The 19,179-nt window shown below is 67.3% G+C and carries 17 protein-coding genes; 11 read left to right on the top strand and 6 right to left on the bottom strand.

The window, feature by feature from the left end; all coding sequences use genetic code 11:
• Nucleotides 1–83 precede the first annotated feature (83 nt).
• Nucleotides 84–848, bottom strand: coding sequence for a L,D-transpeptidase (locus tag ACTDI4_RS07300; RefSeq protein ID WP_442840516.1), 765 nt, complete (start codon nt 846–848; stop codon nt 84–86).
• A 155-nt stretch (nt 849–1,003) separates the two neighbouring features.
• On the opposite strand from ACTDI4_RS07300, the gene ACTDI4_RS07295 reads away from it, so the two are divergent.
• Nucleotides 1,004–1,627, top strand: a complete 624-nt coding sequence (locus tag ACTDI4_RS07295) for a LysE family translocator (protein WP_442840515.1) — start codon at nt 1,004–1,006, stop codon at nt 1,625–1,627.
• A gap of 2 nt (nt 1,628–1,629) precedes the next feature.
• Here the strand turns inward: ACTDI4_RS07295 and ACTDI4_RS07290 are convergent, their stop codons facing one another.
• Nucleotides 1,630–1,977, bottom strand: a complete 348-nt coding sequence (locus ACTDI4_RS07290; RefSeq protein ID WP_442840514.1) for a hypothetical protein — start codon at nt 1,975–1,977, stop codon at nt 1,630–1,632.
• Nucleotides 1,978–2,214: 237 nt separating this feature from the next.
• Between ACTDI4_RS07290 and xylB the strand changes: the two genes are divergently transcribed.
• Both xylB and ACTDI4_RS07280 read left to right on the top strand, forming a co-directional pair.
• On the top strand, nt 2,215–3,675 hold the full coding sequence (gene xylB / locus ACTDI4_RS07285) for a xylulokinase (protein ID WP_442840513.1): 1,461 nt from the start codon (nt 2,215–2,217) through the stop codon (nt 3,673–3,675).
• Between the two features lie 111 nt (nt 3,676–3,786).
• A complete protein-coding gene (locus ACTDI4_RS07280; protein WP_442840512.1) occupies nt 3,787–3,996 on the top strand; it encodes a hypothetical protein in 210 nt (69 codons plus the stop codon).
• Nucleotides 3,997–4,008: 12 nt separating this feature from the next.
• Here ACTDI4_RS07280 and ACTDI4_RS07275 read toward each other — a convergent pair whose 3' ends face one another.
• The gene (locus tag ACTDI4_RS07275; protein ID WP_442840511.1) at nt 4,009–4,989 is read right to left on the bottom strand and encodes a GlxA family transcriptional regulator; all 981 of its coding nucleotides are present in this window, start codon (nt 4,987–4,989) and stop codon (nt 4,009–4,011) included.
• A gap of 78 nt (nt 4,990–5,067) precedes the next feature.
• Here ACTDI4_RS07275 and ACTDI4_RS07270 point away from each other — a divergent pair, with 78 nt between their 5' ends.
• The 7 genes from ACTDI4_RS07270 to ACTDI4_RS07240 all read left to right on the top strand — a co-directional run bounded on the left by ACTDI4_RS07270 (nt 5,068) and on the right by ACTDI4_RS07240 (nt 14,101).
• Complete coding sequence (locus tag ACTDI4_RS07270) at nt 5,068–5,985, top strand: 3-keto-5-aminohexanoate cleavage protein (RefSeq protein WP_442840510.1); 918 nt, start codon at nt 5,068–5,070, stop codon at nt 5,983–5,985.
• A gap of 43 nt (nt 5,986–6,028) precedes the next feature.
• The gene (locus ACTDI4_RS07265) at nt 6,029–7,096 is read left to right on the top strand and encodes a 3-hydroxyacyl-CoA dehydrogenase NAD-binding domain-containing protein (protein ID WP_442840509.1); all 1,068 of its coding nucleotides are present in this window, start codon (nt 6,029–6,031) and stop codon (nt 7,094–7,096) included.
• A 174-nt stretch (nt 7,097–7,270) separates the two neighbouring features.
• Nucleotides 7,271–8,446 carry an acyl-CoA dehydrogenase family protein gene (locus tag ACTDI4_RS07260; protein WP_442840508.1) on the top strand — a complete coding sequence of 392 codons (1,176 nt, stop codon included), beginning with the start codon at nt 7,271–7,273 and terminating at the stop codon, nt 8,444–8,446.
• A 124-nt stretch (nt 8,447–8,570) separates the two neighbouring features.
• The gene (locus tag ACTDI4_RS07255; RefSeq protein ID WP_442840507.1) at nt 8,571–10,757 is read left to right on the top strand and encodes an acetate--CoA ligase family protein; all 2,187 of its coding nucleotides are present in this window, start codon (nt 8,571–8,573) and stop codon (nt 10,755–10,757) included.
• Nucleotide 10,758: 1 nt separating this feature from the next.
• Nucleotides 10,759–11,541, top strand: coding sequence for a carnitinyl-CoA dehydratase (locus tag ACTDI4_RS07250; protein ID WP_442840506.1), 783 nt, complete (start codon nt 10,759–10,761; stop codon nt 11,539–11,541).
• A 1-nt stretch (nt 11,542) separates the two neighbouring features.
• Nucleotides 11,543–12,490, top strand: coding sequence for an alpha/beta hydrolase (locus ACTDI4_RS07245; RefSeq protein WP_442840505.1), 948 nt, complete (start codon nt 11,543–11,545; stop codon nt 12,488–12,490).
• 21 nt (nt 12,491–12,511) lie between these two features.
• Nucleotides 12,512–14,101 (top strand): ABC transporter substrate-binding protein, encoded by a 1,590-nt coding sequence (locus ACTDI4_RS07240; RefSeq protein ID WP_442840504.1) that lies wholly within the window; start codon nt 12,512–12,514, stop codon nt 14,099–14,101.
• Between the two features lie 63 nt (nt 14,102–14,164).
• Here ACTDI4_RS07240 and ACTDI4_RS07235 read toward each other — a convergent pair whose 3' ends face one another.
• On the bottom strand, nt 14,165–15,616 hold the full coding sequence (locus ACTDI4_RS07235) for an aldehyde dehydrogenase family protein (RefSeq protein ID WP_442840503.1): 1,452 nt from the start codon (nt 15,614–15,616) through the stop codon (nt 14,165–14,167).
• 447 nt (nt 15,617–16,063) lie between these two features.
• On the opposite strand from ACTDI4_RS07235, the gene ACTDI4_RS07230 reads away from it, so the two are divergent.
• Nucleotides 16,064–16,285 carry a DUF680 domain-containing protein gene (locus ACTDI4_RS07230; RefSeq protein WP_442840502.1) on the top strand — a complete coding sequence of 74 codons (222 nt, stop codon included), beginning with the start codon at nt 16,064–16,066 and terminating at the stop codon, nt 16,283–16,285.
• An 82-nt stretch (nt 16,286–16,367) separates the two neighbouring features.
• Here the strand turns inward: ACTDI4_RS07230 and ACTDI4_RS07225 are convergent, their stop codons facing one another.
• Together ACTDI4_RS07225 and bglA are read right to left on the bottom strand one after the other, a co-directional pair.
• A complete protein-coding gene (locus ACTDI4_RS07225) occupies nt 16,368–17,480 on the bottom strand; it encodes an ABC transporter ATP-binding protein (protein ID WP_442840501.1) in 1,113 nt (370 codons plus the stop codon).
• Nucleotides 17,481–17,515: 35 nt separating this feature from the next.
• Nucleotides 17,516–19,177 carry a beta-galactosidase BglA gene (bglA, locus tag ACTDI4_RS07220; protein WP_442840500.1) on the bottom strand — a complete coding sequence of 554 codons (1,662 nt, stop codon included), beginning with the start codon at nt 19,175–19,177 and terminating at the stop codon, nt 17,516–17,518.
• Between the last annotated feature and the right edge of the window lie 2 nt (nt 19,178–19,179).

Raw genomic sequence — 19,179 nt, 5'->3', positions numbered from 1 at the left:
GCCTCCCCAAAGGCGGTTGAACAGTCACATTCGCCCGTCTTTTGGCGCCACGCAACGGAAGATTCAATCGATTCGATGTCGCGTCAGGCAACGACGACCGGATTTCTTTTGGAAACACGGGCGTAGAGGTCGATGATATCCTGATTGATGAGGCGCACGCAGCCCGACGACATGGCCTGGCCGATCGACCACCATTCGGGCGAGCCGTGGATGCGGTAGCCCGTGTCCTGCCCGTTCTGGAAGAGATAGAGGGCGCGGGCGCCGAGCGGATTGTCCAGCCCGCCGGGCTGGCCGCCCTTCCACTTCACCAGTTCGGGCTTGCGCTGGATCATTTCCGGCGGCGGCGTCCAGATGGGCCATTCCCGGCCATATTGCACATTGGCGCGGCCGGACCAGGAAAAGCCATCCTTGCCGATGCCGACGCCATAGCGGATCGCCTCGCCGCCGGGCTGGACCAGATAGAGCTTGCGCTCGGCCAGGCGCACCACGATCGTGCCCGGCGCCTCGCCTGTCGGGTCCACCACGATCTGGCGGCGGAACTCGGCCTTCACCTTCTGGTAGGGCACGGCCGGGAGCGCGAAGCCGCCATCGGTCAGGGCGGCATACATCACGTCGGGCGTGGTGATGTGCTTGTCCACGCTGATGGCAGGGCGCATCGGGCGGATGGAGCCGGTGGACGTCATGTCCAGGCCCATGGAATTCATGTCGATGCTGCGCGAGCAGCCGGCCGCGCCGGCCAGCGCAGCCGCCCCCAGCCCGCAAAGCAGGCCGCGGCGCGACATCGAACGCCCGCTCTCCATGGTGTCGCCGGTGCCCGACGGCCCCCGGCCCTGCGGCAACTGACGCATGTATCGGCCCCTCGAAAATCCCGGGAGACAGCCCCAGGTTGCGGCGTATTTTCCCGGATCATGGTTGACAAAGTCTGAAAGCGGCGTCGGCATGCCTCTTTACATTCGCCGCGGGACGCGGATTTATCCTGCATCCGCTCTTCGAGGACAGACCGATGCCGTTCGAGACCTGGGCCGCCTTCGCCGCCGCTTCCGCGATCCTGCTCGTCATCCCCGGCCCGACCATCCTGCTGGTGGTTTCCTATGCGCTCGGACAGGGCTGGCGAACCGCCCTGCCGATGGCGGCGGGCGTGGCGCTGGGCGACTTCACCGCCATGACGCTGTCGATGCTGGGCATCGGCGCGCTGCTGGCCGCTTCCGCCACCGTGTTCACGCTGCTGAAGGTGATCGGCGCGCTCTACCTGATCTGGCTCGGCATCAAGCTGTTCCGCGCCGGCGGCACGCTGCGGGCCGAGCCGCGCACGGATGCGGCCTCGGCGGCGAAGATGACGGCCCATGCCTGGCTGGTCACCGCCCTGAACCCGAAGAGCATCACCTTCTTCGTGGCCTTCCTGCCGCAGTTCCTCGACCGCCACGGCGATTTCTGGACGCAGATGCTGATCTTCGAGGCCACCTTCCTCGGCCTCGCCTTCGCCAACGCGCTCGGCTACGCCGTCGTCGCGGCTTGGGCGCGCAGCCTCATGCGCAACCAAAGGGCGATCCGCATCGTCAACCGCGCCGGCGGCACGCTGCTGGTCGGCGCCGGCATCGCCACAATGGCCGTGCGCACGGGAAGCTGAGGTCAGCCGATTATGTTGGCGAGCTTCGACACTTCCAGATAGTCCAGCGTCACCGCCAGGGCCACGCCGAAGCCGGTGAGCAGCAGGCCGCGCATGAAGGTGCGCGTGGCGCGCTCGAACACCGGCCTCTTGAGGCAATTGTGGTTGAGCAGGCCGGCCAGCGCCCAGATCTGCAGGCCGATGCCGATCAGGATGGGCGCCAGCGCGAAGCCGTCATAGAGTTGCCACGGCACCGGGTTGCCGGCCCAATGCGACACGAAGCCCAGCGAGAACGCCAGCACGATGCCGACGACGGTCAGGGTGCCGTTGCGGAAAATCGTCTCAACCAGTTCTTCCGAATCGGGCTGCATGCCCCCTCCCCTCGGTCGCTTTCGCACAGCTCTCGCGGGCCAGCATAGCGCAAGCTTGTTTCCGCCGAGTTAGCAAAAGGCGCGCGCTCCCACCCGCCACGAATTTTTTTGACGTCCGAAAAAAGTCCCGCGTGCCGCTTTCGGGATTCAGGAATTTTGCTATGACTCCGTTTGAAGGCGCAACGGCCGGCCGGCGACCCGCCTGCGGTCCGGCGCCCGCCGTGGGAGGATGTTTTCATGTATCTCGGCCTCGATCTCGGAACCTCGGGCGTCAAGGCGATGCTGATCGACGCGGACCAGCGCGTCGTCGGCGCCGGCCATGGCGGGCTCGAGGTGTCGCGCCCGCATCCGGGCTGGTCGGAGCAGCAGCCTGCCCATTGGATCGGGGCCTGCGAGACGGCGATCGAGGAATTGCGGGCCCGCCACCCGAAGGAATTTGCCGCCCTTGCCGGCATCGGCCTGTCGGGCCAGATGCACGGGGCAACCCTGCTCGACGCCGCCGACGAGGTGCTGCGGCCCTGCATTTTGTGGAACGACACGCGTAGCCACGCCGAGGCCGCCGCGCTCGACGCCGATCCGCGCTTCCGACGGATCACCGGAAACATCGTCTTTCCGGGCTTCACCGCGCCCAAGCTGGCGTGGGTGGAAAACAACGAGCCGGCCGTCTTCGCAAAGATCGCCAAGGTGCTGCTGCCCAAGGATTATCTCAGGCTGTGGCTGACCGGCGAGCACATGTCGGAAATGTCGGATTCGGCCGGCACCTCCTGGCTGGACACCGGCGCGCGGCGCTGGTCGGCCGATCTGCTGGCCGCGACCCACCTGGACGAAAGCCACATGCCGGCGCTGACCGAGGGAACCCGGCCGGCCGGCGCGCTGCGCGCGGAGCTTGCGGCCCGATGGGGCGTCCAGGCCGGCATCCCGGTGGCGGGCGGGGCCGGCGACAATGCGGCCTCGGCCTGCGGCATGGGCACGGTGGCCGAGGGCCACGCCTTCGTCTCGCTCGGTACGTCCGGGGTGCTGTTCGCCGCCAACGGCGCCTACCTGCCCAACCCGGCAAGCGCCGTGCACGCCTTCTGCCACGCCCTGCCCGAAACCTGGCACCAGATGGGCGTCATCCTGTCGGCGACCGATTCGCTCAACTGGCTTTCCGGCATCACCGGCCGGGACGCCGCCGCGCTGACCGGCGAGTTGGGCGAGCGGCTGAAGGCGCCCACCGGCGTGACGTTCCTGCCCTATCTTTCGGGCGAGCGCACGCCCCACAACGATTCGGCCATTCGCGGCGTCTTCACCGGGCTTGCCCACGAAACCGGCCGCGCGGCGCTGACCCAGGCCGTGCTGGAAGGCGTCGCCTTCGCCTTCCGCGACAGCCTGGAGGCGCTGAAGACAGCCGGCACGCGGCTGTCGCGCGTCACCGCCATCGGCGGCGGCTCGCGCTCGCGCTACTGGCTGGCCGCGATCGCCACCGCGCTCGGCATTCCCGTGGATTTGCCCGAGGACGGCGATTTCGGCGCCGCCTTCGGCGCGGCGCGCCTCGGCCTCATCGCGGCCACCGGCGCGGACCCGCTCGCGGTCTGCACCGCGCCGGCCACCGCAGCCACCTTCGAGCCCGAAGCCGCGCTGGCGGACGCCTATGCGCAAGCCTATGCGCGCTACCGCGCGCTTTATCCGGCGGTGAGGGAGGTTCCGCCGAAAGGCTGACAAATCTTCGTGAGCCGCTGCCCCGCAATCGCCTTTCTGCTGCCTTCAAGAAGCCGTCACGAACTTTCTATAGTCTCGCCATCGCAACGAACCGGAAAGGAGGCGAACGAGATGAATACCGAACACGAGATCGACGCCCTTCTGTCGCGCGACGAGAACGGATCGATCATCGACCGGCTGATGGCAATGCCCCGCCCGGCGGCCGACCCGAAAAAGCCCAGCGAATGGGACCGCGCCGTGGCCGGCCGCCTCGAGGCGCATCTGGCACGCCGCATGCGCGCCCTGATCGAGGGTGACGGCCAGCACCGCTCCGCCGCCTGACGGCGCAACGTATCAAGCGCGCCGCATCCGCACCGGCGCTTCCCCGAACGCCCTCGAAAACGCCCTGGAAAACGCAGCCGCGGACGAAAAGCCCGTCCGCCCGGCGATGTCGGCCAGCGCCACGCGCGTATCGGCCACCAGCCGCCGGGCGGCCCCCAGCCGCAGTCTCAGGTAATAGGCGCCCGGCGTCTCGCCGATCGAGCGGCGGAAGATGTTCTCCAGCGTGCGGGGCGTGACGCCGGTGCGCCGCGCGATCGCCGCCACCGTCAGCGGCTGGTCGATGTGCTGCTCCATCAGCCGGATCGCCTGCGCCAGCCGCGCGTCGTAGCCGTCGAGCCGGCCGAGCGAGACCAGCGGCTGGGCGTCGGTCGCCTCGCGCGACTGGTCGTAGATGAACACGCTTGCCACATCCAGCGCCACGGCCATGCCGAGGCGCGAGCGGATCAGGTGCAGCATCAGGTCGAAGGTGGGCGCGGCCCCGCCGCACGTGAAGACCGGCCCGTCGATGACATAGCGGTCGGGCCGCACGTCGGTGCCCGGGAAGGCGGCGGCGAAGTCCTCCATGTCCTCCCAATGGGTGGTGGCCGCCCTGCCCTCCAGCAGGCCGGCACGCGCCACCAGCCAGGTGCCGGCCTCCACCCCGCCGCAGGCGCGCGCCGCGCGCGCCGCCCGCCGCAGGCCGGCCAGAAGCGCGGCGGTGGCGTAGTTCTGCGTGCCGAAGCCGGCCACCACCACCAGCATTTCGGTCTTTTCCGTGGCGTCGAAACGGCCGCTCATCGCCACCGGCAGGCCGCAGGTGGTGACGGGCGCCTCGCCGGTCATCGACACCAGCTTGAAGTCGAACAGCCGCTCGCCGGCCACGCGGTTGGCCGCGCGCAGCGGATCGACGGCGGACGCCACGCACATGATGGAGGCGCCGGAAAAAACCAGGAAGGTGACCTTGAGCGGCGCATGCTCGGTACGGAAGACCGTGCGGTTTTCGTTTTTTGCCATGCAGTGTTCGTAAAACGCAAAGCACGGCGTTTCAAGCGGCGCGATGATCCGGCAACGTGTTGGATAGGGAGGAAGCCGATGCCGCTCGAGATGAACCGCGAAGTCTTCATCACCTGTGCCGTGACCGGCTCGGGCGGCACGCAGGACCGCAGCCCGCATGTGCCGCGTTCGCCCAGGCAGATCGCCGACGCAGCGATCGAGGCCGCCAAGGCAGGAGCCGCGATCGTCCACTGCCATGTGCGCGACCCCGAAACCGGCAAGCCGCGCCGCGACGTCCACCTCTACCGCGAGGTCACCGACCGCATCCGCGCGGCGGACGTCGACGTGGTGCTGAACCTCACCGCCGGCATGGGCGGCGACATGGTGTTCGGCTCCACCGAGGCGCCGCTGCCGCTGAAGGAGCAGGGCACCGACATGGCCGGCGCTTCCGAGCGCGTGGAGCATGTGCGCCAGTGCCTGCCGGAGATCTGCACGCTCGACTGCGGCACCATGAACTTCAACGAAGCCGACTATGTGATGACCAACACGCCCGGCATGCTGCGGGCCATGGGCTCCATGATGACGCAGATGGGCGTCAAGCCGGAGGTCGAGGCCTTCGACACCGGCCATCTGTGGTTCGCCAAGGAACTGGTGAAGGAAGGCGTCCTTGCGCCCGACGCGCTGGTGCAGCTTTGCATGGGCGTGCCGTGGGGCGCGCCCGACGACCTCAACACCTTCATGGCCATGGTCAACAACGTGCCGAAGGAATGGACCTTCTCGGCCTTCTCGCTCGGCCGCAACCAGATGGCCTATGCGGCGGCCGCCGTGCTGGCCGGCGGCAATGTCCGCGTCGGGCTGGAGGACAATCTGTGGCTCGACAAGGGCGTGCTGGCCACCAACGCGCAACTGGTCGAGCGCGCCGTCGGCATCGTCGAGCGCATGGGCGCGCGGGTGATCGGGCCGGAGGAAGTGCGCCGCAAGCTCAACCTCACCAAACGCGCGCCGCTGGCGGCGTAGTTTCGTGCCACTGCCCCCCCTTTATGACCGAGGGAACCACACCATGACCATCACCAAGGCAGCTGCCATCGGCGGCGGCGTCATCGGCGCGGGCTGGGTCGCGCGCCTGCTGCTCAACGGCATCGACGTTTCGATCTTCGACCCCGACCCGGAAGCATCGCGCAAGGTGGACGAGGTGATGAAGGGCGCGCGCCGCGCCTACCGGCAGATGCTGGCCGGCGGCCTGCCCAAGGAAGGCAAGCTCACCTTCGCCAAGACCATCGCGGAAGCCGTGGCGGACGCCGATTTCATCCAGGAAAGCGTGCCGGAGCGGCTCGACCTGAAGCACAAGGTGCTGGCCGAGATAGACACACACGCGCCCGCCAACGCCATCGTCGGCTCCTCCACCTCGGGCATCAAGCCTTCCGATATGCAGGTGGCGATGAAGAAGCACCCCGAACGGCTTGTGGTGGGCCATCCGTTCAACCCGGTCTACCTCCTGCCGCTGGTCGAGATCGTCGGCGGCGAGCAGACCTTCCCCGAGGCCATCGAGGTGGCCAAGGAGATCTATGCCTCAATCGGCATGAAGCCGGTGGTCATCCGCAAGGAGATCGAGGCCTTCGTCGGCGACCGCCTGCTGGAGGCGGCCTGGCGCGAGGCGCTGTGGCTCATCAAGGACGGCATCTGCTCGGTCGAGGAACTCGACGACATCATGCGCTACGGCTTCGGCCTGCGCTGGGCGCAGATGGGCATGTTCCAGGTCTACCGCATCGCCGGCGGCGAGGCCGGCATGCGCCACTTCATGGCCCAGTTCGGCCCCTGCCTGTCCTGGCCGTGGACCAAGCTGATGGACGTGCCGGAGTTCAACGACGATCTGGTCGACCTCATCGCCGGCCAGTCGGACGAGCAGTCCGGGCAATGGTCGATCCGCGAGCTGGAAAAGATCCGCGACGACAATCTGGTGGCCATCATGGACGCCCTGTCGAAGCAGAACAAGGGCAAGGGCTGGGGCGCCGGCGCGCTGCACAAGAACTATGTCAAGCAGCTCGGCAAGCTGGCCGCCAAAAAGCCGGTTTCGAAGGCGGCCGCCAAGGCCAAGGCCGAGAAGCCGAAGAAGAAGGCAAAGAAATAAGGACCGGCGCGATGACGGCCGTATCCGCCGGTCATCCCGGCAGCCGGTTCGAGCGCAGCGGGAAACAGGCTATCCGGGATCCATTCCGCGACATCGCCGGTCACGGAATGGACCCCGGCTCTCGCCTCACGCCCTTCGGCCGCGCGGCAGCGGCCGGGATGACGGAGAAGTGACATGAATTTCGGTTTGACCGAGGAACAGCGCGCCATCGTCGACACCACGCGCGCCTTCGTGGAAAGCGAGCTTTATCCGCACGAGCAGATGGTGGAGCGCAGCGGCCACCTGCCGATGGAACTCATCAAGGAATTGCAGGCCAAGGCCATCGCCGCCGGGCTCTATGCGGCCAACATGCCGGCCGAGGTGGGCGGCGCCGGGCTCGATACCGTGACCTGGCTGCTCTACGAGAAGGAGTTGGGCCGCGCCAACTATGCGCTGCACTGGACCTGCGTGGCGCGCCCGTCCAACATCCTGCTGGCCGGCACCGACGAGCAGAAGGAAAAATACCTCTATCCCTGCATCCGCGGCGAGAAGTGGGACTGCCTGGCCATGACCGAGCCGGGTGCCGGCTCCGATCTGCGCGGCATGAAGGCCACCGCCGTGCAGGACGGCGACGACTTCGTCCTCAACGGCACCAAGCATTTCATTTCTCACGCCGACATCGCCGACTTCGCGATCTGCTTTATGGCCACGGGTGAAGAAGACGACTCCCGGTCCACTGGGCGCGGCAAGCGCAAAAAGATCACCGCCTTCTTCGTCGACAAGGGGACGAAGGGCTTCACCGTACGCGAGGGCTACCGCAACGTCTCGCATCGCGGCTACACCAACGCCATCCTCGAATTCGACGATTGCCGCCTGCCGAAAAGCCAGGTGCTGGGCGAGGTGCACAAGGGGTTCGAGGTCGCCAATTCGTGGCTTGGCGCCACCCGCCTGCAGGTGGGCGCCACCTGTCTCGGCCGGGCCGAGCGGGCGTTGCAGCATGCCATCGAATATGCCGCGCAGCGCCAGCAGTTCGGCCAGCAGATCGGCAAGTTCCAGGGCGTGTCCTTCAAGCTGGCCGACATGGCCACCGAGCTGAAGGCGGCCAACCTCATGGTGTTCGAGGCCGGCTGGAAATACGACGCCGGCACCGTCACCGACGAGGACATGGCAATGGCCAAGCTGAAGGCCACGGAAATGCTGGCCTTCGTCGCCGACGAGGCGATCCAGATCCATGGCGGCATGGGCCTGATGGACGACCTGCCGCTGGAGCGCATCTGGCGCGACGCGCGCGTGGAACGCATCTGGGAAGGCACTTCCGAGATCCAGCGCCACATCATATCGCGTGCCTTGCTGCGGGCGGTGGGAGGCTGAAAATGCGACCTTCTGCGTGTCTCACCCCCACCCCTTACCCCTCCCCACAAGGGGGAGGGGGACGCCGACGTCGCAGATTCCCCCTCCCCCTTGTGGGGAGGGGTAAGGGGTGGGGGTCCACAGCATGAACCGCCTCGAACGCCTGCTGCGCCCGAAATCCATCGCCGTGATCGGCGGCGGCGCCTTTGCACCCAACGTCGTCAAGCAATCGCTGAAGATGGGCTTTACCGGCCAGGTGTGGCCGGTGCATCCCAAGCGCGCGGAGGTGGAGGGCGTGAAGGCCTACGCGTCGGTGGCCGACCTGCCGGGCGCGCCGGACGCCGTGTTCATCGGCGTCAACCGCTTCGCCACCATCGACATCGTGCGCGAGCTTGCCGCGCGCGGCGCCGGCGGGGCGATCTGCTTCGCCTCCGGCTTCCTCGAAGCCGGCGACGACGACGAGGACGGCGCCCGGCTGCAGGCCGAACTGGTCGCGGCGGCGGGTTCCATGCCGATCATCGGACCGAACTGCTACGGCCTGATCAACTATGCCGACGGCGCCCTCCTGTGGCCCGACCAGCATGGCGGCCGCCGGCTGGAGCCCGGCGCGCGCGGCGCGGCCATCATCACGCAATCGTCCAACATCGCCTGCAACATCACCATGCAGAAGCGCGGCCTGCCGCTGGCCTTCCTGATGACGGCGGGCAATCAGGCGCAGACCGGCCTGTCCGAAATGGCGCTCGGCCTGATCGAGGACGACCGCGTCTCCTGCCTCGGCCTGCACATCGAGGGCTTCGACAAGGTCGACGGCTTCGAGCGGCTGGCGGCCCGGGCGCGCGAGCTGAAGAAGCCGATCGTGGCCATGAAGGTGGGCCGCTCCGAGCAGGCGCGCGCCGCAACCGTCTCGCACACGGCCTCGCTGGCCGGCTCCGACGCCGCCTCCGACGCCTTCCTCAAGCGCCTCGGCATCGCGCGGGTCAATTCCATCCCCTCGCTGCTGGAGACGCTGAAACTGCTGCACGCCTTCGGCCCGCTGCCCGGCCCCACCCTATCGTCCATGAGCTGCTCCGGCGGTGAGGCCTCGGTGATGGCCGACACGGCCGAAGGGCGCACGGTGCGCTTCCCGGCGCTGACCGAGGCGCATCACGCGCGCGTCAAGGCCACGCTCGGCTCCTTCGTGGCGGTGGCCAATCCGCTCGACTACCACACCTTCATCTGGAACGACGAGCCGGCCATGACGGCCACCTTCACGGCCATGGCGTCGGGCGGCTTCGACCTCAACCTGCTGGTGCTGGATTTCCCGCGCAACGACCGCTGCTCGGACGCCGACTGGTGGCCGACGGTGCGCGCCTTCGAGGCCGCGGTGAAGACCAATGCGGCGCGCGGCGCCGTCGTCACCTCCATGCCGGAGAACCTGCTGGAAAGCCATGCCGAGGAATTGTCCCGGCGCGGCCTCGTGCCCCTGCACGGCATCGTCGAGGCCTTCGACGCGGCCGAGGCGGCGGCGTTCGTCGGCAAAGCGTGGAGCCAACCCACCCCCCTCGAAGGGGAGGTGGCCGCGAAGCAGCGGGAGGGGGCAGCCGCAGCTGGCACCGCCTCGATGTCGTGTACCGCCGAAGCGACCCCACCCGGCCCTTCGGGCCACCCTTCCCTCAAGGGGGAGGGAAGCACGCCCGACGAGGCCGAGGCAAAAGCCCTTTTGCGCTCCGCCGGCCTGGCCGTGCCGCAGGGCGCGCGGGCGGCAAGCGTCGCAGAGGCGGTTTCGGCGGCCGAAAAGCTCGGCTTCCCCGTGGCGCTGAAGGCGCTGGGCGTCGCCCACAAGAGCGAACTCGGCGCGGTGAAACTCAACCTCAAATCCGCCGAAGACGTGCGGGCCGCCGCCGGCGTCCTGCTGCCGCTGGGCAGCGGCCTCCATGTCGAGCGCATGGTGGAGGGCGGCGTGGCCGAACTGATCGTCGGCGTCACCCGCGACGCGCTGTTCGGCCCGGTCATGACGGTGGGCACCGGCGGCGTGCTGGTGGAACTGCTCAAGGACAGCGCCACGCTGCTTCTGCCGGCCTCGCGGGCGGAGGTGGAGGCCGCGCTGCAAGGCCTCAAGCTCTATCCTCTGCTGACCGGCTATCGCGGGCGGGCCAAAGCGGACCTCCCGGCCGCCGTTGACGCCATTCTCGCCGTCTCGCGCTTCGTGCTGGAGCATGCGGACGTGATCGAGGAACTCGACGTCAACCCGCTGATCGTCTGCGCGGAGGGCAATGGCGCCTGGATCGCCGACGCGCTTTTGGTCCTCTCCTCCCCCCTTGAGGGGGAGGGAAGCGCCAGCCCAGGAGAATGACATGTCCGACGTGATAAAGACCCGCCGCGAGGGCGGCATTTTCGAAGTCACCCTCGACCGGCCGAAGGCCAATGCGATCGATCTCGCCACTTCGCGGCTGATGGGCGAGACCTTCAAGGCGTTCCGCGACGATCCCGAGCTGCGCGTTGCCATCGTCAAGACTGCGGGGGAAAAATTCTTCAGCGCCGGCTGGGACCTGAAGGCGGCCGCCGGCGGCGACGCGGTGGACGGCGACTACGGCGTGGGCGGCTTTGCCGGCCTGCAGGAACTGCGCGACCTCAACAAGCCGGTGATCGCCTGCGTCAACGGCATGGCGGTGGGCGGCGGCTTCGAGTTGGCGCTGTCGTGCGACCTCATCTACGCCTCCGACCATTCCTCCTTCGCGCTGCCGGAAATTAGGGCCGGAACGCTGGCGGACGCGGCCACGATCAAGCTGCCCAAGCGCATTCCCTACCACGTGGCCATGGACCTGCTGCTCACCGGCCGCTGGATGGACGTGGCCGAGGCGCACCGCTGGGGCCTGGTCAACGAGGTGCTGCCGGCCGACAGGCTGGAGGAGCGCGTATGGGAGATCGCCCGGCTGCTGGAAAGCGGCCCGCCGCTGGTCTTTGCGGCAATCAAGGAAACCGCGCGCGTGGCCGAGGCGCTGACCTTCCAGGACGCCATGAACAAGGTGACGCGCCGCCAGTTGCCGAGCGTGGACGCCCTCTACGGATCGGAGGACAATATGGAGGGTTTTCGCGCCTTCGCCGAAAAGCGCGATCCGGTGTGGAAGGGGCGCTGAGGTGACGGACTATTCGAAGCTGATCGACGCCGAGACCTGGGCCTTCATCGACCGCACCAACAGCTTCTATCCGCCGGATGCGGTCGACCATAGCGTGGACAAACAGCGGCGCACCTATGACGCCATGTGCCGCGAGTTCCACGCCGGCCATCCGCAGGGCGTGAGCGCCGAGACGACGGCGATCGACACGCCGACGCACGCCATCCCCATCCGCATCTACCGCAACACCAGGTCCGACGACGCGGCTGTCGTCCTCTATTTCCACGGCGGCGGCTTCATCCTCGGAGGCCTCGACAGCCACGACGACGTCTGCGCCGAAATCTGCCAGCGCACAGGCTACGAGGTGGTGTCGGTCGACTATCGGCTGGTGCCCGAGCATACGCACCCCGCCGCCTATGACGACAGCCTCGCGGCCTTCCAATGGGCGGCAAGGACCTATGCCAGGCCCATCCTTCTGAGCGGAGATTCCGCCGGCGGCAATCTCGCGGCAGCCGTGGCGCACGCCACGCGCGACCATGCCCGCGCCGCCATCGCCCAGGTGCTCATCTATCCGGGCCTCGGCGGCAGGCTGGGACAGGGCTCCTACCTGACCCATGCCGACGCGCCGCTGCTGAGCGTGCGCGATATGGACTATTATCGCGACATGCGCGCCGGCGGCCGCGACATTTCCGGCGACGCTACTTTCGCGCCGTTCAATGACAAGGACTATTCCGGCCTGCCGGCGACCGTCGTCATCACCGCCGAATGCGATCCGCTGTCGGATGACGGCCGTGACTACCGCGATCGCATCAAATCTGCCGGCGGCAGAGCCGCGTGGATCAACGAGCCCGGCCTCGTGCACGGCTACCTGCGCGCGCGCCACTCGGTCGGGCGCGCCCGCTCCTCCTTCACCCGCATCGTCGAAGCCATCCGCTCGCTCGGCAAGGGCGAATGGAACCATCAACCCTGAACCAAGGAAAGAGAACGGAGCATGTCGGACGAACTCGACTTCCTGAGCCGCTGTGTCGCGACACAGCGTATCAGCCGCCGCGATTTTCTGGGCCGGGCGGCAGCACTTGGCGTGGCCGCGCCCATGGCGACACTGCTTCTTTCGGATGCCGCGCGAGCGGCAGGGCCGGTGAAGGGCGGCACGCTGAAGGCCGGCCTGGTCGGCGGTGAATCGACCGACGGGCTCGATCCGGCGGTCATCAACAATCAGGTCAAGGGCGCCTTCGCCCGCTGCTGGGGCGAGAAGCTGCTGGATGTCGCGCCCGACGGCACGCTGGTGCCGTTCCTGGCCACCGAATATGGCGCATCGAAAGACGCCAAGGTCTGGACCTTCAAGATTCGCAAGGGCGTGACCTTCCACAATGGCAAGGAACTGAGCGCCGAGGACGTGCGCGCGACGATCGAGCGCCATGCCGGCGAGGGGACCAAGTCGGGCGCGCTCGGCGTGCTGCGCGGCATCGAGACGCTGAAGGCGGATGGCGACGAGTTCGTCGTCACCCTGAAGGAGGCGAATGCCGACCTGCCCTATCTGATGACGGATTATCACCTCATCATCCAGCCGAACGGCGGCAAGGATGCACCGGAGTCCGGCGTCAGCACCGGCCCCTACAAGATCGCCGTGCACGAACCGGGCGTGCGCGAAATCGGCGAGCGCTACGACGGTTACTGGGCGCCCGACGAAAGAGGGCACGCCGAACAGGTGGAGATCACCGTCATCAACGATTCGGCCGCGCGCATGGCGGCGTTGCGCTCGAGGCAGGTTCACATGATGAACCGCGTCGAGCCCAAGGTGGTCAATCTGGTCAAGCAGCTTCCCGGCGTCACCATCCAGAGCATCACCGGCAGCGCCCACTACGTCTTTGCCATGCAGTGCATCACGCCGCCCTTCGACAACAACGACCTCAGGCTGGCATTGAAATATGCCATCGACCGGCAGGAGATGGTCGACAAGATCCTCGCCGGCTATGGCACGATCGGCAACGACATTCCGGTCAACAAGGCCTATCCGCTGTTTTCCGACGACATCGAGCAGCGCATGTTCGATCCGGACAAGGCCGCCTTCCACTACAAGAAGTCGGGACATGAAGGCCCGATCGTCATGCAGACGTCGGAGGTCGCCTTCCCCGGCGCCGTGGACGCGTCCCAACTTTTCCAGCAGAGCGCGGCGAAGGCCGGCATCACGCTGGACGTCCAGCGCGTGCCGGGCGACGGCTACTGGGCCAAGGTGTGGAACGTCGCCCCGTTCTCGGCATCCTACTGGGTCGGCCGCCCCACCCAGGACCAGCAATATTCGACCGCCTACCTCTCCAGCGCCGACTGGAACGAGACGCGGTTCCGCCGCGAGGATTTCGACAAGCTGGTGGTCGCGGCACGCGCCGAACTGGACGATGCCAAGCGCAAGGCCATGTATCGCGACATCGCAATGCTGGTGCGCGACGACGGCGGTGCCATCATCCCCGTCTTCAACGACTGGGTGGACGCGGTGTCCGACAAGGTCGGCGGCTACCGGCCCCACCCGGCCGGCGAACTCATGTCCGGCCTAGCGCTGGTGTCCTGCTGGCTTCAGGACTAATCGGGAAAAAGCTGCGGCGCGCTTCCGCAAGAAAGCGCGCCGCCGCTGTCGTCGAAGACGGTCTCAACCGGCGGCGGTCTCGTCCCAGCCGCTGATCGCCTTGACCTCGAGGAAATCGTCCAGGCCCCACTTGCCGCCCTCGCGGCCAAGGCCGGAGGCCTTGTAGCCGCCGAACGGGCTGCCATAGGGCCGGTCAGCGCCGTTGATCTGCACCATGCCGGCGCGGATGCGGCGGGCCACGCGCTGGGCCTTGGCCTTGTCCTGTGTCTGGACATAGCCGGACAGGCCGTAGGGCGTGTCGTTGGCGATGGCGATGGCCTCGTCCTCATTGTCGAAGGGGATCATGGCCAGCACCGGGCCGAAGATCTCCTCCCTGGCGATGGTCATGTCGTTGTTGACGTCGGCGAAAACCGTCGGGCGCACGTAATAGCCGCGGTTGAAGCCTTCCGGCCGGCCGAGCCCGCCGGCGATCACGCGCGCGCCCTCCTTGATGCCGGCCTCGATCAGGCCCTGCACCTTGTTGAACTGCATTTCCGACACGAGCGGGCCGATATGGTCGCCGTCCTCGGCCGGGTTGCCGACCTTGACGGTGGCGGCATAGTCGGCCGCCAGGCTGACGGCGCGGTCGTAGACGGGGCGCTCCACCAGCATGCGGGTGGGCGCGTTGCAGGACTGGCCGGTGTTCTCGAAGCAATGCGCCAGGCCGCGGGCGATGGCGTCCGGCAGGTCGGAATCGGCGAAGACGATGTTGGGCGACTTGCCGCCCAGTTCCAGCGCCACGCGCTTGATGGTGTCGGCCGCCGACTTGGACACGGCGATGCCGGCGCGCGTGGAGCCGGTGAACGACATCATGTCGATGCCGGGATGGCGCGACAGCGCCTCGCCCACCGTCGGGCCGTCGCCATTGACCATGTTGAAGACGCCGGCGGGGAAGCCGGCTTCCTCCATCATCTCGGCGAAGACGATCGACGACACCGGCGCGATCTCGGAGGGCTTCAACACCACCGTGCAGCCGGCCGCGATGGCCGGAACGACCTTCAGCGTCACCTGGTTCATCGGCCAGTTCCACGGCGTGATGAGCCCGCACACGCCGATCGGCTCGTGCACGATGCGCTCCTGCGGGTTGCGCTCGTCCAGCGCGTGCTCGAAGGTGAAGCTCTTCAGCGAGCGGATGAACGCCTTGATGTGGCCGGCGCCGCAGGCGGCCTGGGCTTCCATGGCCAGCTTGATCGGCGCGCCCATCTCATCGGAGATCGCCTTGGCCATGTCGTCCATGCGCCGCGTGTAGACGGCAAGCAGGCGCTCCAGCGCCGCCAGCCGCTCCTCGCGGCTGGTAGCGGCCCAGCCGTCGAAAGCGCGCCGCGCGGCCGCCACCGCCTTGTCGACATCGGCGGCCGAGCCCAGCGAGATCACCGCGAAGGGCTGCTCGTCGGCCGGGTTGATGACCTCCAGTTCCTTCGGCGTCACCGGAGCGGTCCATTTTCCGTCAATGAAGAAATCCGTCTTGCGCAACATCGTCTTTTCCTTTCCGGGCTCCGGTCCGGCCCTCTGCCGATCATGCCTTCCGCTGAAGTTGTATCGTCCCGCCCGCGCCGGCTCAAGCCGCAGCCCGGCCGCCGCATGGGGCCAGCCGCGAAAGGCAGCATCCGCCATCGGATGCCAGTAGCGTTTTTTTGATCGTTTCGGTTGACGCAGCGTGCACGACGCTGTGAACGCCGGCTAAGTATCCTGGAGGAAACCGGGCCAGGACGCAATCACGCAAGCCATTGAATTCTCGTATTTTATTCATCGAATAGGAAAAACGCGCGCGGCTTCAACCCCTCGATTCTTGGACCAGGCGGAACAATATCGTGATTAGCAATTGGAGGGCGGCGCACCCAAATCACCGTTGTCCGATCGACGCGATCCTCCCAAGGCGCCGGGGACGGACGAGACAGACATTGAAGAATTTGGAGTACGAAAATGAAAACGATCGCTCTTACCGCCGCCGCCCTGCTCGTTGCCGCCGGTGGCGCCTTCGCACACGGCAGCGACCATTACGGCTCGCAGGATACCCTCCCCCAGGCCAGCACGACAGACAGCGGCTACACGTCCTCGATCGTGCGCAAGCACGTGACGAAGACGCATGAGGACAACGCCCAGAACCGGGCGACCAACAAGATCCAGCCGCAGTTCGAGCACTGATCGACAGCGGCATTCGCAGTCCCAAAGCGGCGGGCTTGTCCCGCCGCTTTTATTTTCGGCCGGCCCGGGAACAGGACGCGGCTCAGGCCGCCTCGGCCGCCGCCTCGCGGCCGAGGAAGGAACGCCCCTCGCCGTCGAACATGTGCAGGTCGCGCGGCTCGGCCGCAAGGCGCAGCATGGCGCCGCGCCTGATCTCGGCATTGCCCGGCAGCTTCGCCACCAGCGGCTCGCCACCGCGGCCGGTGTCGACATAGACGAGTTGCACCTCGCCCAGTTGCTCGACATAGTCGGCCCTGCCTTCGAACAGATGGTCGGCGCCGGTCGCGATCGCCAGGTCCTCCGGCCGCACGCCGAAGGTCACCGCCCCGCCCTGCGCGCCAGCCGGCGTGGCGATCGGCACCGTCGTCCTGCGGCCGCCGGAATGGCTCAGAAGCGTGGCTGTGCCGGCCTTCTCCACCGTCGCCGGCAGGACGTTCATGGCCGGCGAGCCGATGAACTGCGCCACGAACAGGTTGCCCGGCTTCTTGTAGAGTTCCATCGGCGTGCCGATCTGCTCGACATTGCCGTCCTTCAGCACGACGATGCGGTCCGCCAACGTCATCGCCTCGACCTGGTCGTGGGTGACGTAGATCATCGTCGTGGCCGGCATGGTCTCCTTCAGCTTGGCGATCTCGATGCGGGTGGCCACGCGCAGCGCGGCATCGAGGTTCGACAGCGGCTCGTCGAACAGGAAGACCTTCGGGTTGCGCACGATGGCGCGGCCGATGGCCACGCGCTGGCGCTGGCCGCCCGACATGGCGCGCGGCAGCCGGTCGAGATATTTCGTCAATTGCAGGATCTCGGCCGCCTGCCGCACCCGCCGGTCGATCTCGGCCTTGCTCTCGCGCGCGATCCGCATGCCGAAGGCCATGTTGTCGTAGACGGTCATGTGCGGATAGAGCGCGTAGGACTGGAACACCATGGCGATGCCGCGCCGGGAGGGCGGCACGTCGTTGACCACCTCGCCATCAATCTTCAGTTCGCCCGAGGTGATGTCCTCCAGCCCGGCGATGGTGCGCAGCAGCGTGGACTTGCCGCAGCCGGAAGGGCCTACGAAGACGATGAACTCGCCCGATTTGATGTCGAGGTCGATTCCATGGAGAACATGCACGTTGCCGTAGGACTTCTTCACCTGTCGAAGCGTCAGCTCGGCCATGATTTTTCTCCCCCTTTGATTTTCCCCTGTCCGTTTCAGGCGACCCGCCCGAACCAGGCCCCGTAGCCGGCCAGCCGCAACGGCCCCGCGCCCGACTGGCCGGAGAAGCCGTGGCCATCATGCGGCTGCAAGCGGCCGGCGCCAAGCTCCAGTTCGGCCGGCCGGCTGCCGAGATTGAAGGCACAGACGATGCGCTCGTTGCCCTCGCGCCGCGAAAACGCCACCACGTCGCCGTCGCCGGCGATGAATTCGATGTCGCCCTTGGCCAGCGCCGGATGGTTGCGGCGGAAGGCGAGGAAGCGGCGATAGTGCTCCAGCAAGGAGCCGGCATCGCCCTGCTGGCCGTCGACGGCCCGCGCCAGATGCTCGCGCGGCACCGGCAGCCACGGCTTGGCATCCGAGAAACCGCCATTCTCGGCATGCGCGTCCCACACCATCGGCGTGCGGCAGCCGTCGCGGCCCTTGAATTCGGGCCAGAAGCGGATGCCGTAGGGGTCGCGCAGGTCCTCGAAGGCGAGGTTTGCTTCGGTGAGGCCCAGTTCCTCGCCCTGATAGATGCAGACCGAGCCGCGCAGCGACATCAGCAGCGCCGAGACCACCTTGAGATAGGCCGTCGGGTCGGCCTCGCCCGCCGCCCAGCGGGTGGCGTGGCGCACCACGTCGTGGTTGGAGAAGGCCCAGCACGACCAGCCGTCGGCGGCCACCTTGCCGAACTCCTCCAGCACGGCGCGCACCTTGGCGGCGCTGATCTTCTCGGGCGCCAGGAAGTCGAAGGCGTAGCACATCTGCACGCGCTTGCCGTCTTCCGTATAGGCGGCCACCACTTCCAGCGCGCGCTGGGAATCGCCCACCTCGCCCACCGCCGCGGCGGCCGGATATTCGTCGAGCAGGGCGCGGAACCGCTCCAGGAACGCCAGGTTCTCGGGGCGGCTCTTGTCGTAGAGATGATCCTGGTAGTTGTAGGGGTTCACCGCCGGCGCGGTCTGGTCGTTGCGCTCGGCCGGCGGCAGGGGCGGATTGTCCTCCAGCCCCTGCGAATGGAAATAGAAATTGATGGTGTCGAGGCGGAAGCCGTCCACCCCGCGCTCCAGCCAGAAGCGGGTGGCGTCGAGCAGCGCGTCCTGCACGTCTCGATTGTGGAAATTGAGGTCCGGCTGTTCGGCCAGGAAATTGTGCAGGTAGTATTGCTGGCGGCGCGTGTCCCATTGCCAGGCGGAGCCGCCGAAGATGGACAGCCAGTTGTTGGGCGGGGTGCCGTCGGGCTTCGCGTCGGCCCAGACATACCAGCCAGCCTTCGGATTGCTCCGGCTCGACCGGCTCTCGACGAACCATGGATGGCTGTCCGCCGTGTGCGACAGCACGACGTCGATCATCACCTTCAGGCCCAGCCGGTGCGCCTCGGCCACCAGCGCGTCGAAATCGGCAAGCCGCCCGAACATCGGGTCGACGTCGCAATAGTCGCTCACGTCGTAGCCGAAATCCTTCATCGGCGACTTGAAGAAGGGCGAGATCCAGATGGCATCCACCCCGAGCGAAGCGACGTAGCCGAGCCTTCGGGTTATGCCCTTCAGGTCGCCGATGCCGTCGCCGTCGCTGTCCTGGTAGCTGCGCGGATAGATCTGGTAGATCACCGCCCCGCGCCACCAGTCGCGGTCGACGGCCGCTGCCGGGTTTTCGATTTTCCTTGCCGACTGCATGA

Source organism: Mesorhizobium sp. PUT5, assembly GCF_052216645.1.
GTDB lineage: Bacteria > Pseudomonadota > Alphaproteobacteria > Rhizobiales > Rhizobiaceae > Mesorhizobium.
The sequence above is the reverse complement of the archived record's forward strand: the minus strand, read 5'-3'. Positions and strand labels throughout refer to the sequence as shown.

What these genes read in the sequence shown, in the direction of transcription:
- ACTDI4_RS07235 (WP_442840503.1), bottom strand. Translation starts at nt 15,616, where the DNA reads ATGTTGCGCAAGACGGATTTCTTCATTGACGGAAAATGGACCGCTCCG.
- ACTDI4_RS07275 (WP_442840511.1), bottom strand. Translation starts at nt 4,989, where the DNA reads ATGGCAAAAAACGAAAACCGCACGGTCTTCCGTACCGAGCATGCGCCG.
- ACTDI4_RS07295 (WP_442840515.1), top strand. Translation starts at nt 1,004, where the DNA reads ATGCCGTTCGAGACCTGGGCCGCCTTCGCCGCCGCTTCCGCGATCCTG.
- ACTDI4_RS07265 (WP_442840509.1), top strand. Translation starts at nt 6,029, where the DNA reads ATGACCATCACCAAGGCAGCTGCCATCGGCGGCGGCGTCATCGGCGCG.
- xylB (WP_442840513.1), top strand. Translation starts at nt 2,215, where the DNA reads ATGTATCTCGGCCTCGATCTCGGAACCTCGGGCGTCAAGGCGATGCTG.
- ACTDI4_RS07250 (WP_442840506.1), top strand. Translation starts at nt 10,759, where the DNA reads ATGTCCGACGTGATAAAGACCCGCCGCGAGGGCGGCATTTTCGAAGTC.
- ACTDI4_RS07300 (WP_442840516.1), bottom strand. Translation starts at nt 848, where the DNA reads ATGCGTCAGTTGCCGCAGGGCCGGGGGCCGTCGGGCACCGGCGACACC.
- ACTDI4_RS07280 (WP_442840512.1), top strand. Translation starts at nt 3,787, where the DNA reads ATGAATACCGAACACGAGATCGACGCCCTTCTGTCGCGCGACGAGAAC.
- ACTDI4_RS07225 (WP_442840501.1), bottom strand. Translation starts at nt 17,480, where the DNA reads ATGGCCGAGCTGACGCTTCGACAGGTGAAGAAGTCCTACGGCAACGTG.
- ACTDI4_RS07240 (WP_442840504.1), top strand. Translation starts at nt 12,512, where the DNA reads ATGTCGGACGAACTCGACTTCCTGAGCCGCTGTGTCGCGACACAGCGT.
- ACTDI4_RS07290 (WP_442840514.1), bottom strand. Translation starts at nt 1,977, where the DNA reads ATGCAGCCCGATTCGGAAGAACTGGTTGAGACGATTTTCCGCAACGGC.
- ACTDI4_RS07255 (WP_442840507.1), top strand. Translation starts at nt 8,571, where the DNA reads ATGAACCGCCTCGAACGCCTGCTGCGCCCGAAATCCATCGCCGTGATC.
- ACTDI4_RS07270 (WP_442840510.1), top strand. Translation starts at nt 5,068, where the DNA reads ATGCCGCTCGAGATGAACCGCGAAGTCTTCATCACCTGTGCCGTGACC.
- bglA (WP_442840500.1), bottom strand. Translation starts at nt 19,177, where the DNA reads ATGCAGTCGGCAAGGAAAATCGAAAACCCGGCAGCGGCCGTCGACCGC.
- ACTDI4_RS07260 (WP_442840508.1), top strand. Translation starts at nt 7,271, where the DNA reads ATGAATTTCGGTTTGACCGAGGAACAGCGCGCCATCGTCGACACCACG.
- ACTDI4_RS07230 (WP_442840502.1), top strand. Translation starts at nt 16,064, where the DNA reads ATGAAAACGATCGCTCTTACCGCCGCCGCCCTGCTCGTTGCCGCCGGT.